This window comes from Micromonospora sp. MP36, from assembly GCF_008119785.1.
Lineage (GTDB): Bacteria > Actinomycetota > Actinomycetes > Mycobacteriales > Micromonosporaceae > Micromonospora.
Genome location: NZ_VSFA01000029.1, coordinates 38,961 through 51,991 on the forward strand (window position 1 = coordinate 38,961; position 13,031 = coordinate 51,991).

General features: G+C 74.0%; 14 protein-coding genes. 8 read left to right on the forward strand and 6 right to left on the reverse strand.

Translation table 11 applies throughout. The features are described 5' to 3' along the window. Positions 1 to 12: 12 nt before the first annotated feature. The 3 genes from FXF52_RS20115 to FXF52_RS20125 are packed head-to-tail and all read right to left on the reverse strand — an operon-like array spanning position 13 to position 2,485. Positions 13 to 582: a TetR/AcrR family transcriptional regulator gene (locus FXF52_RS20115; protein WP_148798821.1), complete on the reverse strand. Its 570-nt coding sequence runs from the start codon at positions 580 to 582 to the stop codon at positions 13 to 15. Next, complete coding sequence (locus FXF52_RS20120) at positions 572 to 1,111, reverse strand: SRPBCC family protein (protein WP_148798823.1); 540 nt, start codon at positions 1,109 to 1,111, stop codon at positions 572 to 574. The genes FXF52_RS20115 and FXF52_RS20120 overlap by 11 nt, the downstream gene beginning before the upstream one ends. 30 nt (positions 1,112 to 1,141) lie before the next feature. After that, entirely contained in the window at positions 1,142 to 2,485 is a 1,344-nt protein-coding gene (locus FXF52_RS20125) for a nicotinate phosphoribosyltransferase (RefSeq protein ID WP_148798825.1), read from the reverse strand. 199 nt (positions 2,486 to 2,684) lie between these two features. Here FXF52_RS20125 and FXF52_RS20130 point away from each other — a divergent pair, with 199 nt between their 5' ends. The 4 genes from FXF52_RS20130 (at position 2,685) to FXF52_RS20145 (ending at position 6,078) form a co-directional block, all read left to right on the forward strand. Next, the gene (locus FXF52_RS20130) at positions 2,685 to 3,632 is read left to right on the forward strand and encodes a hypothetical protein (protein WP_255472143.1); all 948 of its coding nucleotides are present in this window, start codon (positions 2,685 to 2,687) and stop codon (positions 3,630 to 3,632) included. A gap of 122 nt (positions 3,633 to 3,754) precedes the next feature. Then, positions 3,755 to 4,417, forward strand: coding sequence for a hypothetical protein (locus tag FXF52_RS20135; RefSeq protein ID WP_148798827.1), 663 nt, complete (start codon positions 3,755 to 3,757; stop codon positions 4,415 to 4,417). A gap of 31 nt (positions 4,418 to 4,448) precedes the next feature. Then, positions 4,449 to 5,672: a M23 family metallopeptidase gene (locus tag FXF52_RS42495; RefSeq protein ID WP_222870585.1), complete on the forward strand. Its 1,224-nt coding sequence runs from the start codon at positions 4,449 to 4,451 to the stop codon at positions 5,670 to 5,672. Between the two features lie 73 nt (positions 5,673 to 5,745). Beyond that, the gene (locus FXF52_RS20145) at positions 5,746 to 6,078 is read left to right on the forward strand and encodes a putative quinol monooxygenase (RefSeq protein ID WP_148798829.1); all 333 of its coding nucleotides are present in this window, start codon (positions 5,746 to 5,748) and stop codon (positions 6,076 to 6,078) included. Here the strand turns inward: FXF52_RS20145 and FXF52_RS20150 are convergent. Together FXF52_RS20150 and FXF52_RS20155 are read right to left on the reverse strand one after the other, a co-directional pair. Next, a complete protein-coding gene (locus FXF52_RS20150; RefSeq protein ID WP_187413600.1) occupies positions 6,075 to 7,649 on the reverse strand; it encodes a Na+/H+ antiporter in 1,575 nt (524 codons plus the stop codon). The genes FXF52_RS20145 and FXF52_RS20150 overlap by 4 nt on opposite strands. 126 nt (positions 7,650 to 7,775) lie before the next feature. Continuing rightward, positions 7,776 to 8,396: an L-threonylcarbamoyladenylate synthase gene (locus tag FXF52_RS20155; protein ID WP_148798831.1), complete on the reverse strand. Its 621-nt coding sequence runs from the start codon at positions 8,394 to 8,396 to the stop codon at positions 7,776 to 7,778. A 125-nt stretch (positions 8,397 to 8,521) separates the two neighbouring features. Here FXF52_RS20155 and FXF52_RS20160 point away from each other — a divergent pair, with 125 nt between their 5' ends. Further along, positions 8,522 to 8,842, forward strand: coding sequence for a hypothetical protein (locus tag FXF52_RS20160; protein ID WP_148798833.1), 321 nt, complete (start codon positions 8,522 to 8,524; stop codon positions 8,840 to 8,842). Positions 8,843 to 8,866: 24 nt separating this feature from the next. On the opposite strand, the gene iolD is transcribed toward FXF52_RS20160, so the two are convergent. Continuing rightward, a complete protein-coding gene (gene iolD / locus FXF52_RS20165) occupies positions 8,867 to 10,597 on the reverse strand; it encodes a 3D-(3,5/4)-trihydroxycyclohexane-1,2-dione acylhydrolase (decyclizing) (protein WP_148798835.1) in 1,731 nt (576 codons plus the stop codon). A gap of 5 nt (positions 10,598 to 10,602) precedes the next feature. Here iolD and FXF52_RS20170 point away from each other — a divergent pair, with 5 nt between their 5' ends. The 3 genes from FXF52_RS20170 to FXF52_RS20180 are packed head-to-tail and all read left to right on the forward strand — an operon-like array spanning position 10,603 to position 13,031. Then, positions 10,603 to 10,998 carry a carbohydrate ABC transporter permease gene (locus FXF52_RS20170; protein WP_255472146.1) on the forward strand — a complete coding sequence of 132 codons (396 nt, stop codon included), beginning with the start codon at positions 10,603 to 10,605 and terminating at the stop codon, positions 10,996 to 10,998. 54 nt (positions 10,999 to 11,052) lie between these two features. Beyond that, positions 11,053 to 11,895, forward strand: coding sequence for a carbohydrate ABC transporter permease (locus FXF52_RS20175; protein ID WP_187413601.1), 843 nt, complete (start codon positions 11,053 to 11,055; stop codon positions 11,893 to 11,895). Continuing rightward, a complete protein-coding gene (locus tag FXF52_RS20180; RefSeq protein WP_148798838.1) occupies positions 11,895 to 13,031 on the forward strand; it encodes an ABC transporter ATP-binding protein in 1,137 nt (378 codons plus the stop codon). Before FXF52_RS20175 ends, FXF52_RS20180 begins: the two co-directional genes overlap by 1 nt.

The following is a 13,031-nucleotide window of genomic DNA, read 5'->3' on the forward strand; positions in this document are numbered from 1 at the left end:
GCCTCCGGCGGCTCACGCCGCTGACGGTGGCGGGGCGGCGATGAGCTGCGCGAACAGGTCGGCGGCGGCGTCCAGGACGGCCCGGTCGCCGGTGATCAGCAGGTCCAGCAGCAGGCCGCGGGTCGCGGCGAGGCTCAACCGGGCGCGCCGGTGGGCCTCCGCGCGGTCGTGGCCGAGCTGGACGAACAACTCCTCGACGGGACCGGCCCAGGCGGCGACGACCGAGGCGCGGAAGGCCCCGGTCCAGGATCGGTCGAACAGCGCGTGCGCGTAGATCTCGAAGAACAGCCGTTCCGCCGGGGCCAGGGCCGGGTCGGCCAGGCGGCGCCAGAAGCGCCGGCTCACCTCGACCGGATCATCGGTCTCGGTGGCGAGGGCCGCGAGCGCCGCGCGCTGCTCGGCCTCGACCCGCCCGACCACCTCCGTGAGCAGGCCCTCCCGGCTGCCGAAGTGGTAGATCAGCATGCGGTGGCTGGTGCCCGTACCGGAGGCGATCTCGCGGAGGCTGAGCTGGCTGAACCCACCCTCCTTCAGGAAGCTGACGCACCGGTCGAGCAGCGCCTCCCGGGCGTCACCGGCCACCGGTGGACGCCGGGTCGTCGTCCGTCGCCGCCACGGCTTCCGCCTCGACTGCCGGGGACGGCGACGCCGGGGCAGCCGACTCGCCGGCCGGGGGCGGCGACGCCGGGGCAGCCGACTCGGCGGCCGCCTTGAGCCCGGCGGCCTCCATCCGCAGGTACCGGCGCGTACGCGCCGCGGTCAGGAGCGCGACCAGCCAGGCGAGGGCGCCGGTCTGCCGGATGCCGATGCTGATCCGGGTCGTCCCGTCGGGTTGGCCGTCCACCCGGTGGTAGGCGACGGTGTGCACGCCGGGCACGTGCGCGTCCCAGGCGAACGACGCGCCCGGTCGCAGCTCGCAGACCCGCCACACCGTCGGCGGCAGGCCGGGCTGGCGGATGCGGAACCGGCCGCCCACCGCCAGGGAGGGTCCGTCGAGCGGCTCCACGGTCGACATGGACGCCGTCCACCGCGGATAGCTCGTCACGTCCGCCAGCGCCGCCCAGGCGGGCTGGGGACCCGCCGTGGTGGTGATCGTCTCCGCGTAGTCCATGTACCAGATGGTACACAGCGGCCACGAGCGTCAATAGGTGCCACCGTGGCCCAGCTCCGCGGTCACCCGCTCGTGCAGCGCGGTCAGCGCCGGGCTGACCGTGACGGCGAGCGGCGTGGGATCGGTCAGCCGCCGCGCTCCCTCCGGCAGCCAGGCGAGGTCGGCGTCGAACCGGCGGCGGGCGGCCCGCACCTCGCCGGCGGGATCGCCGCTCTCGAGGCGCCGGCCACCGCGCATGACCGGCACCAGCAGCGGCTCACGGTCCGCCGGCGGCGGCTCGTCGCGCAACCCGACCAGATCCCCTTCGGCGCCGGCGGGATCGCGGAAGACCTGCTTGGGCCCGGGCAGGGTGGCCTTGCCGGGCGACAGCTTGAGCACCGGCCGGTCCCCGTAGGCGACCAGCTTGTACGCGCTGTCCAGCGACGGCGCGTCGTACGAGACGCCCATCTTCGTGCCCACGCCGTACCCGTCGATCGGGGCGCCCTGGGCGACGAGCGCCGCGATGACGTCCTCGTCCAGGCTGCCGCTGGCGACGATCCGGGCCTGCCGCAGCCCGGCCTCGTCGAGGATCGCCCGGGCCTGCCGGGCCAGCGCCGCCAGGTCCCCGGAGTCCAGTCGCACGGCCATCGGGCCGGTCAGCCCCAGTTCGGTGATGACGTCCACCGCGGCCCGGACTCCGGCGGGCGTGTCGTAGGTGTCCACGAGGAAGATCGGGTTCGCGGGGAAGTCGGCGGCGAACGCGCGGAACGCCGCCCGCTCGTCGGGGAACGCCTCCACGTACGAGTGGGCCATCGTCCCGGACGGGGTGAGCCCGTACCGCCGGGCGGCCTCGACGTGACTGGTCGCGGCGAAGCCGGCAATGGCCGACGCCCGCGCCACGCCCGCCCCGGCCTCGATGCCGTGCGTGCGGCGGAACGCGAAGTCGACCAGCTGCGCGTCGCCGGCGGCGAGCCGGCAGCGGGCGGCCTTGGTGGCGACCGTGGTGTGGAAGGTGATCAGGTTCAGCACCCCGGTCTCCACCAGCTGCGCCTCCGCGATCGGCGCGGTCACCTCCAGCAACGGCTCGTCGGCGAAGACCACGCGGCCCTCCGGTACGGCCCGCACGTCGCCGGTGAACCGCAGCCCGGCGAGGGCCGCCAGGGCCGGCGGGTCGAGTCCGACGACCTCCCGCAGGTAGCCCAGCTCGTCGTCGTCGAAGGCGAAGCTCTCCAGGAAGTCCAGCGCCTCGGCCAGCCCGGCCGCGACCAGGAAGCCGCGCCGGTGCGGCAGGCGGCGGACGAAGAGGCTGAACGTGGCGGGCTCGGTCATGCCACGGCGCAGGTAGCTGGCCGCCATCCGCAGCTCGTACAGGTCGGTGCGCAGTCCGCCGCTCATGCCACCTCCTCGACCACGCCCCCACTGTGGTCGACCGGGCCGCGGCGCGTACGGCAAACCGGCGATCCTGACGGCGGCGCCCGGCGGGACCGACCGCGTGTCAGGTGGCCGACCCGAGCTGTCCATCAGGGCCGTGAGCTGCGGATACTGGAGACGGTCGGCCCTGTCGACCGACCGGCCGGTGAGCGGAGGCCACGCCATGACCCAGCACGACGCCCCGCCCGGTGACCCGCCGGAGGACGCGGTCCGGAGCGGGAACACCGGCGCTGGCACCAGCGCGGTGCCCGCCGCCGCCTGGCAGGTCCGGGTCCGCACCAAGGTCGACGACCTCTACCAGCAGCTGGCCAGCCTGGCCGCCCGCGACCCGACCACCGCCCCCGGGGCCGTCCCGCTCCAGCGGCAGCTGTCCGGGGTGGAGGCCCTCCTCGGCCGCAGCGACGTGGTCGACTGGCTGCGCGGCGGGAAGATCGAGTACGCCTGGCAGACCATCCACACGGTTGAGCGGGCCATGGTGGAGCTGCGAACGCCGGCGGAGCTGCTCGGGCTGCTGCCCGCGTACCGGGACTCGGCCGCCCAGTTCCTCAAGGCGGACGACAAGGTGCTGCTGGACTTCGACGCGACGAAGGACCTGGCCGAGCCGGAGCTCTTCCGCGCCAAGGTCCGGGCGCTGCTGCTGCGCTACCACCAGGCGTCAGACGAGTTCCACGAGTCCGCCCGCCGGCTGCGCAACCGGATGCTGGGCATCTCCGTGTTCGCGCTGCTGGCCGAGGCGCTGCTGGTCCTGGTGCAGTGGCGCAGCCGGGACGTGCACCTGCTCAAGCCGCCCGGCGACGCGGCGGGCGTGCCGGCGTGGCGGCTGCTGTTCTTCGTGCTGCTCGCCGGCGCGCTGGGCGCGTTCATCAGCGCGCTCCCGTCGATGATCACGTCGCGCTCCGGCGGGCTGCCCTACAAGTTGCCGTTCCAGCAGGGCCTGCTGAAGCTGGCCGTCGGTCCGCTGGTCGCGGTGGTCGGCATCATGCTGCGATCGGTGGCCTGGTGGAGTCCACGGTCGGCAGCACCGCCGCCCTGCTGGGGGTGGCCATCGTCTTCGGCGCCGGTCAGCAGGCGGTCACCGCGTTCGCCGACCGGCGGGCGGCGGAGCTGCTGACCACGGCCAGGAAGAGTTGACGTCGGTACGCTTCGACGGAGGTGACGTCCGCCGCCGGTCGAGGCCCGGCGGTCCGTCCGGTTCGGCGGGCGGACGGGCGGCGGTGGGCCTAGAGTGTGGGGATGGGGGAAGCGGTTGCCGCGTCCGCAGTGGCCATCACGGCCGCCGTGATGGGTCTTGCACCGACGCCGACGCCCAGCCCGCCGCTGGACGCCGCTCCCGTGCTGACCTCGGCCCCGTTCGGCGCGCTGCCCGGGCAGCAGGTCACCCACACCGTCACGATCGCCGGCACGGCGACTCTCGTCGCCGCGCGGATCACGTTCACCACCACCGCGGATCTGGAGCGGGTCACGGCGCGCGCCCAGCCGGGCTGGTGCTCGGTGACCGCCCGCGAGGTGGTCTGCGACCTCGGTGACATCCGGCTGGCCAGCGGCTCACCGGCGCCGCGGATCACGATCACCGGGCGGGTCCGTCCGGGTGCGACACCCGGGACGGTGGTCCGTAACCGGGTCAGCCTCACCTCCGACCAGATGCCGGAGAACGAGGCCCAGATCGCCAGCAACGCCTACCTGGTGCCCGGCTCGACCGCGACGCCCACGGATCCGCCGACGGAGCCGCAGGCGGCGGCGCCGGTCGGCCCGGCGGCGCCCCGGTCGATGCGGGTGCCCACCGTCCTGGCGGTGGTGGTGGCGGGCGTGGCCGCGGCCGGGGCGGTGCTGACCCGTCGACGGTTGCGGCAGCGTCGGGCGGAAAGTGTTACGACCGGGCGGCCGGATCCGATGTAGCAGGCGGAGGCAGGCGCGTCAGGAGTGCGGCATGGATCGACGGTGGTGGCGGCGGACGACGCTGGCGGCGGTCGCCGGGGCGGCGACCCTGGTCACGACGTCCACCTGGCTGGATGCCGGGTCCGGCAGCGCGGCGGCGCAGGGTCCGCTGCCCCTGCCGACCGTCCTGCCCGTGTCGCTGCCGCCCGTGTCGCTGCCGCCCCTGCCGCTGCCGTCGATCACCCTGCCCTCGCTCACGCCACCGTCGCTGAAGCCGCCCACCGCCCGGCCGACGACTTCGCCGTCGGCCGGCCCCGCCACGGGGCACACCCCGGGACCGACGCCGACCTCGTCGAGCGCGCCACCGCGGGCCGGCGGGCCGGCAGCCCCGGCCGCGGTCGCGCCGACCGTCGATCCCGGGTCCGCCCCGGCGCTCATCGCCGCCGACCCCGGCGCCGACCTGTACCCGCAGCCGCCGGTGGACGCCGCCGACACGCCCGACGCCCGGCAGGTGGCCGCGCTCACCGACGTCGAGCGCCGGATCCAGTACCTGCAGAACATCCTGGCCCGCACCCGCGACGACCTGGCCACGGTGCAGCGCCAACCCGATCCGGTGCTGCAACTGCTGACCGCCTGGACCGGTGGCCCGGCGCCGGCCGGTGACCCGGCGCCGGCCCTGGCCGTGGCCGACTCCACCGACCTGCTCGACACGCCCACCGGCCGCGCCGCCGCCCTGTCCGCCGCGATCACCTCCGGTCAGGAAGAGCTCGCCGGCCGGCAGCGCGAGGAGGCGGCCCTGCGGCAGGAGATCGAGCGGCGGGCCCGCTCCGCCTCGGTGACCGCCCCCGCGACGGCGCCGACGGCGCGGGTCGTCGCAGGCGGCGGCCGGCTGGGCCGGCCGCTGTCGGGCCGGCTCACCAGCCGCTTCGGCGTCCGGTTCGACCCCTACTACCACGTCTGGCAGCGGCATCCGGGGATCGACCTCGCCGCCCCGACCGGCACCCCGATCGTCGCCGCCGCCGACGGGCGGGTCACCCGCGCCGGGTGGTACGGCGGATACGGCAACTACACCTGCATCGACCACGGCCGGGCGTCCGGGCAGCGGCTGTCCACCTGCTACGGCCACCAGTCCCGGCTGCTGGTGTCGCCCGGCCAGCGGGTCCGGGCCGGCCAGGTGATCGGTCTGGTCGGTTCGACCGGCGCCTCCACCGGACCACACCTGCACTTCGAGGTGCGTCTCGGCGGCCGGGCCGTCGACCCGCTGCCCTGGATCTGAGACCCGGTGTCCGGGTGGCGGACCGCTGGTGGCGTCGCCCGCCCGGGCTCCCGCGGTGGGTAGCCTGATTGCCATGATCTTCATTACCGCCAAGTTCCGGGTGAAGCCCGAGGACGCCGACCGCTGGCCGCAGATCGTCGCGGAGTTCACCGAGGCCACCCGCGCCGAGCCCGGCTGCCTGTGGTTCGACTGGTCGCGCAGCCTGGCCGACTCAACGGAGTACGTGCTGGTCGAGGCGTTCCGGGACGACGAGGCCGGCGCCGCGCACGTGCAGTCGGAGCACTTCCGCACGGCGCAGCGGACGCTGCCGCCGCACCTGGCCGAGACGCCGCGGATCGTCAACGTGACCGTTCCGCAGCAGGACTGGTCGCTGCTCGGCGAGATGGCCGTCCCCGAGGGCAGCTAGTCCTCGACGGTCGGGCCGAGCAGCCGGATCTCCTCGATGTCCAGGGCTGCCTGCACCTCGCGCAGCACGGCGTCGTCGATCTGGTTGGTCCGCCGTAGCCGGGTCAACTCCTGCCGCTTGGCCTCCAGCACCCCGAGTCGCAGCCGCCGGGCGAGTTCCCGCTCCCGCAGCATGTCCTCGTCCTGCGGAGTGCGGATGTCGTGGAGGTGGTCCTGGTAGTCGGAGCGGAGCCGGTCGACAGCATCCGGTGGAGCGCCGATGTCGGCGGCTACCTGGGGCAAGGCGTCCAGCCCGGCCTGGGTGGCGTGGATCCGTGCGCGACGGGCCTCGTCCTCGCGTTCCATGTCGCCGCTCAGGCCGGCCCAGGTGGCCACGGCGGGCAGGGTGGTGCCCTGGATCAGCATGATCAGCACGATGACGGTGACCGTGACGAAGATGATCAGATCCCGGTCCGGGACCGGGGTGCCGGAGTGGGTGGTCACCGGCACGGCCAGGGCGGCGGCCAGGGAGACCGCGCCGCGGAAGCCGGCCCAGCCGGCGACGGTCCGCTCCCCCCGGTTGAAGCGGCGGCCCCGGCGGGACTCGCGCCGGTCAAGGGCCTGCAGGCCACCGACGGCCAGGTGCAGCCAGATCATCCGGATCACCACCACGACCACGGTCACCGCCGCCGCGATGCCGAGCGATTCGATCGGTGAGTGACTGGTAATGCTGCGCAGCGTGCGCGGAATCTGCGTGCCGAGCAGCACGAAGAGGCTGCCGTTGAGCATGAAGGTGAACAGGTCCCAGAACGCGAACGCCACGATCCGGGAGCGCGCCCGGATCACCCGCGGGGCGGCGTAGGAGAGCACGAGCCCGGCGACCACCACGGCGAGGACGCCGCTAGAGTGCACCGACTCGGCCAGCAGGAAGGCCACGACCGGGGTGAGAATGCTCAGCCCGCCCTCGCGCAACGGGTCGTCGAGGTGTCGGCGGATCAGCACGACCACCCCGCCGACCAGCAGACCGGCGGCGATGCCGACCGCGGCCGAGCCGACGAACCGGCCGAGCAGGCCGAGCGGCCCGGGGAAGGCGCCACCGGCGATCACGCCGACGGTCACGGAGAAGAGCACGAGCCCCGTACCGTCGTTGATCAGGCTCTCCGCGCGCAGCGTGGTGAGGATGCCGCGCGGCATTCGCTTGGCCAGGCCGGCGACGGCGGCGGCGTCGGTGGGCGCGAGCACGGCGCCGAGCACCCAGGCTGCCGTCGGCTCGACGCCGAGGGCTCGGGCGGCGTACGCCACGGCGCCCGCCGAGATCACCACGAGCACCACCGCGAGCAGCGCGATCGACGCGAGGTTGGCCCGGATCTCACGGAGGCTGATGACGAGGCTCTCCCGGTAGAGGATCGCCGGGAGGAAGAGCAGCAGCACCGCGTCGGGCGGCAGCACCACGTGCGAGAACGGTGGGAACACCCCGAGCAGCGCGCCCATGGCGATGAGCAGGACGGGCGGCGCGACCCGGTACCGGCCGCCGATCGTCGTGCCGATCAGCACCGTCGCTCCCAGCACCGCGATCAGCAGGAGCGCTTCCACGTCGTACTCCCGTCACCCCGGTCGCCGTGGTGCGGCGGCGGGAGGATTCACGGAGTACGCCACCGCACCAACATGGTGGTACGGCAGTCCGACGGCGCGCGGACAAACCAGTTAATTGGGAGGCGGCTACTCGAACCGCGAGGGGTCCCCGGCGCCGCGGCGCAGGATCTCCGGTTCGGGCCCGGACAGGTCGACCACGGTGGTCGGCTCGGTCCCGCACTCCCCCGCGTCGACGACCGCGTCGAGCTGGTGGTCGAGGCGCTCCTTGATCTCCCAGCCCTGGGTCAGCGGCTCGTCCTCGTCGGGCAGCAGCAGCGTGCTGGACAGCAGCGGCTCGCCCAGCTCGGCCAGCAGCGCCTGGGTGACCGTGTGCTTCGGTACCCGCACCCCGACGGTGCGCTTGCGCGGCTCCTGAAGCCGGCGCGGCACCTCGTGCGTGGCCGGCAGGATGAACGTGTAGCTGCCCGGAATGGCGGCCTTCACCAGGCGGAAGACCGCGTTGCTCACCTTGACGAACTGGCCGAGCTGGGCGAAGTCGCGGCAGACCAGGGTGAAGTGGTGCCGGTCGTCGAGCCGGCGGATCTCCCGGATCCGGTCCAGGCCGGCCCGGTTGCCGATCCGGCAGCCGAAGGCGTAGCAGGAGTCGGTGGGGTAGGCGATCAGTCCGTCGTCCCGGATCAGGTCGACCACCTGCCGCAGGGTCCGCGGCTGGGGATTGTCCGGGTGCAGGTCGTAGTACCTCGCCACGGCGCCCAGCCTATGCCCGGCCGCGCGCCCGCCCACGGCGGGGCGCGGCAGAAAATCGCCGATCGCAGGTTTGGCCGAGCAGCGGACTGGAAAGGAGGAGCCCGCTCGAAGAGGGGGGACCGACCATGTCCGACGCCAGCACAGACCGCGACGACGACCGTCCGGCCGAGGTGACCGACCCGCTGCTGTGGCGGCTCGCCAGTGCCGTGGCCGACACCCACCAGCCGGACGAGAACGGCGCCTGCGACAACGGGAGCTGCCTCGGCGTGGCCTGGCCCTGCGCCGCTTGGACCAGCGCCCAGGAGGGGCTGCGGGCGGCGCAGGCCGCGCCGACCGTCGACCAGACCCAGCCGGACGCCCCGGCCGGGCCGACCGCCGAGCTGCCGCCGCCCCCGCCCTGGCAGCCACCGGCCGCCCCGTCGTCGTTGGCGATCACCGCCGCCTGAGGCAGCCGGGACCGCTGTCGCTCCTCAGGAGGGGCGCAGGTGGACGCGGCGCGCCTTGCGCCCCGTCTCGTACGCGGCCCGGGCGGCCCGGGCCGCCGCGCCGGTGGACACCTCGGCCACCGGCACGTCCCACCACGCGCCACCGTCCGGGCCCGGCTCCATCGGGTCCGTCGCGACGTGCACGACCGTCGTCCGGTCCGCGGCCTTTGCCGCGGCCAGCCCGGCGTGCAGCTCGGCTGTCGTGGTCACCCGGATCACCTCGGCGCCCAGGCTGGCCGCGTTCGCCGCGAGGTCGACCGGCAGCGGCCCGCCGGCCCGGTCCCGGTAGGCGGTGCCGAGCCGCTGCGCGCCGACGCTCTCGGACAGCCGACCGATCGACGCGAAGCCCTGGTTGTCGACCAGCACCACGACCAGCTTGACGCCCTCGGCGACCGCGGTGACCAGTTCGCTCGGCAGCATCAGATAGGAGCCGTCGCCGATCAGGACGAACACCTCCCGGTCCGGCGCGGCCAGCTTCACGCCGATCCCGCCGGGGATCTCGTAGCCCATGCAGGAGTAGCCGTACTCGACGTGGTAGCCCTTGGGATCGCTGCTGCGCCACAGCTTGTGCAGGTCGCCGGGCATCGACCCGGCCGCGCAGACCACGACGTCCCGCGGGCCCGCGGCGTCGTTGACCGCGCCGATGACCGCCGCCTGGGTCGGCGCGGCGTGCGCCTCGGCGTGCCGGGCGCGGTCCACCGCCGCCGCCCACCGGGCGGCCAGGTCCGCAACCGCCGACCGGTACGCCGCCGCGGTGGCCCAGTCGCCGCAGGCCGCACCCAGCGCGGTCAGGCTCTCCCGGGCGTCGCCGACCACCTGGGTGCCGGACAGCTTGGCCGCGTCGAAGCCGGTGATGTTGAGGTTGACGAACCGGGCGTCACCGAAGAGCGTGCCGGAGGCGGTGGTGAAGTCGCTGTAGCGGGTGCCGATGCCGAGCACCACGTCCGCCTCGGCGGCGATCTCGTTGGCCGCCGCCGTGCCGGTGACCCCGACGGCGCCGAGGCAGAGCGGGTGGTCGTGCGGCAGCGCACCCTTGCCCGCCTGGGTCTCCACCACCGGCACGCCGTGCCGCTCGGCGAAGTCGCGCAGCACCCCGGTCGCGCCGCTGTAGATCACCCCACCCCCGGCCACCACCACCGGACGGCGGGCCGCGGTGACGATCCCGGCGGCCCGCCGCACCGCCGCGTCGTCCGGGTGGGGGCGGGGCACATGCCAGGTCCGGTCGGCGAACAGCTCCTCCGGCCAGTCGTACGCCTCGGCCTGCACGTCCTGCGGCAGGGCGAGGGTGACCGCCCCGGTCTCCGCCGGATCGGTGAGCACCCGCATCGCGGCCAGCAACGCCGCCGGCAGCTGCTCGGGCCGGTTGATCCGGTCCCAGTAGCGGCAGACCGGGCGCAGCGCGTCGGTGACGCTGACGTCGTAGGAGCGGACGTCCTCGAGTTCCTGCAGCACCGGACTGGCCGGCCGGGTGGCGAAGAGGTCGCCGGGCAGCAGCAGCACCGGCAGCCGGTTGATGGTCGCCCCGGCCGCGCCGGTGACCAGGTTGGTGGCGCCGGGCCCGATGGAGGTGGTGCAGGCCAGGGTGCTCAGCCGGTCGGTCATCCGGGCGTACGCCGCGGCGGTGTGCACCATTCCCTGCTCGTTGCGGCACAACCGGTACGGCAGGTCGACGCCCAGCGCGGCGGCCCCGGCCAGGGCCTCGCCGAGCCCGGCCACGTATCATCTTCAACACCTGGCGGGGCACCGCGTTCTCGATGATGCTCTACGCCGCGGCGCTGGAGAACGTGCCCCGCTCGCATCTGGAGACCGCCCGGCTGGCCGGCGCGTCGACCGGGCAGCAACTACGCGACGTGGTGTTTCCGCGCATCCGCGGTCACGTGCTGACCAATCTGCTGCTGATCAGCCTCTGGACGTTCAACGACTTCACGCCGTTCCTGATCACCGCCGGCGGGCCCGAGCAGCGCTCGGAGATCCTGGCGGTCTACGTGTACAAGGTGGCGCTGTCCGGCGGCGAGCTGGGCTTCGGCGCCGCGATCTCGTTCATCATGCTGCTGATCAACCTGGTCATCGCGCTGGTCTACCTGCGCATGCTGGGCCGGCGACGGGAGCGGGCGTGAGCGCGAAGAGTGATCCGGTTCTGCGACCCGCAGTCGCAAAGGAAGGGAGCGGGCGTGCGCGACCAGGCGGCGCGGGCGGCGGTACGGCACGTGCTGGCCCGCATCGGGCGCTACGTCTTCCTCTGCCTCGTGCTCGCCTTCTTCGCCCTGCCGCTGCTCTGGCTGGCCACCGCGCCCTTCGACGACACCCCGACGATCGGCATCTCGCTGCCGCGGTTCACCCTGGACAACTTCCGCACCCTGCTGGACAACCCGTACGCGCTGACCTCGCTGGTCAACTCGGTGTGGCTGGCCGGCGGCACCGCCGTCCTGGTGGTGGTGTTCGCCGCGCTGGCCGCCTACGCGCTGAGCCGGGTGCGGGTGCCGGGGCGGGACGGCCTGCTCTACGGCCTGCTGCTGCTGTCGTCCATCGTGACCGGCACGGCCACCATGGTGCCGCTGTTCGAGCTGGCGTTCCGGCTCAACCTGATCGACTCCCGGCTCGGGGTGATCCTGGTCCTCAGCGGTGGCCTGCTGCCCGCGGCGATCTTCATCCTCAAGGACTTCATGGACGCCACGCCGACGTCGTACGAGGAGTCGGCGCGGGTCTTCGGCGCCAGCGCGTTGCAGATCATGCGGCACATCGTGGTGCCGGTGGTCCGGCCCGGGCTGGCCACCGTGGGGGTGTGGGCGGTGGCGAACGTGTGGGGCAACTTCCTGGTGCCGTTCCTGCTGCTGCGCGGCCCGGACAAGGCCCCCGCCGCGGTGATCATGTACACCCTCTACACCGAGGGCGGGCAGGCCGACCTGCGGCTGCTCTCCACCTTCTCGCTGCTGTACTCGCTGCCGGTGGCGCTGATGTTCGTCTTCGTGAGCAGCAGGTACGGGTTCCGCTTCCACGGAGGGATCAAGCGCTGATGTCCGCCATCACCCTGCGCGAGCTGACCAAGGTCTACCCGAACGGGGTACGCGCCCTGGACACCCTCGACCTGGAGATCGCCGATGGCGAGTTCTTCGCCCTGCTCGGCCCGTCCGGCTGCGGGAAGACCACCCTGCTGCGTACCATCGCCGGTCTGGAGCTCGCCTCCGCCGGCAGCGTGTCCATCGGCGACCGGGCGGTGACCAACCTGCCGCCCGGGCAGCGGGACGTGGCGATGGTCTTCCAGGACTACGCGCTCTTCCCGCACATGACGGTGCGGGACAACATCGCGTACCCGTTACGGATCAAGAAGGTCGGCCGGACCGCCCGGCACGACAAGGCGGCGGCCACGGCCGACGAGCTGGGGCTGTCGGCGCTGCTGGACCGCCGGCCCGGGCAGCTCTCCGGCGGCCAGCAGCAGCGGGTGGCGCTGGCCCGGGCGATGGCCTGCCACCCGCAGGTGTTCCTGCTCGACGAACCGCTGTCCAACCTGGACGCCCGGCTACGGCTGGAGGCACGCACGTTCCTCAAGCGGCTGCAACGGGAACTGGGCGTCACCACCGTCTTCGTCACCCACGACCAGGCCGAGGCGCTGGCCCTCGCGGACCGGATCGCGGTGATGGAGGGCGGCCGGATCCGGCAGGTCGGCACCCCGACCGAGGTGTTCCGGCGCCCGGCCAACACCTTCGTCGCCGGGTTCATCGGCTCGACCCCGATGAACCTGGTCCCGGCGCGGGTGCACGGCGACGAGCTGGCCGTCGCCGGGGTGCGGCTGCCGGCGCCCGAGGACGTCCGCGGCCGGCTGAGCGACGGCGAGCCGGTGGTCTACGGCGTCCGCCCCGAATACCTCGACTACTCCCCCGAGCCCGTGCCGGGCGCCCTCACCGGCCAGGTCGTGGTGGTGGAGAACCTCGGCAGCTTCTCCCTGGTGTCGCTGGACGTGCCGGCCGGGGACGACGCGGCGACCAGCGTGCAGGTCGTGGTGCCGGAGGGGAGGGAGCCGGCGCCCGGCGACACCGGCTGGGTGGTGCCGCGACCCGGGCGGTCCCTGGTCTACCGGGACGGCGAGCTGGTCACCGGCGCGGCCGCGCCATCGGTGCCCGCGCCGCGTACCGGCGTCGGGGCGGACGCCTGA

Excerpts from the sequence above, each read along its gene's own strand:
- FXF52_RS42495 (WP_222870585.1), top strand. The coding sequence starts at position 4,449 with ATGGATCGACGGTGGTGGCGGCGGACGACGCTGGCGGCGGTCGCCGGG.
- FXF52_RS20125 (WP_148798825.1), bottom strand. The coding sequence starts at position 2,485 with ATGAGCGGCGGACTGCGCACCGACCTGTACGAGCTGCGGATGGCGGCC.
- FXF52_RS20135 (WP_148798827.1), top strand. The coding sequence starts at position 3,755 with ATGGGGGAAGCGGTTGCCGCGTCCGCAGTGGCCATCACGGCCGCCGTG.
- FXF52_RS20160 (WP_148798833.1), top strand. The coding sequence starts at position 8,522 with ATGTCCGACGCCAGCACAGACCGCGACGACGACCGTCCGGCCGAGGTG.
- FXF52_RS20145 (WP_148798829.1), top strand. The coding sequence starts at position 5,746 with ATGATCTTCATTACCGCCAAGTTCCGGGTGAAGCCCGAGGACGCCGAC.
- FXF52_RS20180 (WP_148798838.1), top strand. The coding sequence starts at position 11,895 with ATGTCCGCCATCACCCTGCGCGAGCTGACCAAGGTCTACCCGAACGGG.
- FXF52_RS20130 (WP_255472143.1), top strand. The coding sequence starts at position 2,685 with ATGACCCAGCACGACGCCCCGCCCGGTGACCCGCCGGAGGACGCGGTC.
- FXF52_RS20120 (WP_148798823.1), bottom strand. The coding sequence starts at position 1,111 with ATGGACTACGCGGAGACGATCACCACCACGGCGGGTCCCCAGCCCGCC.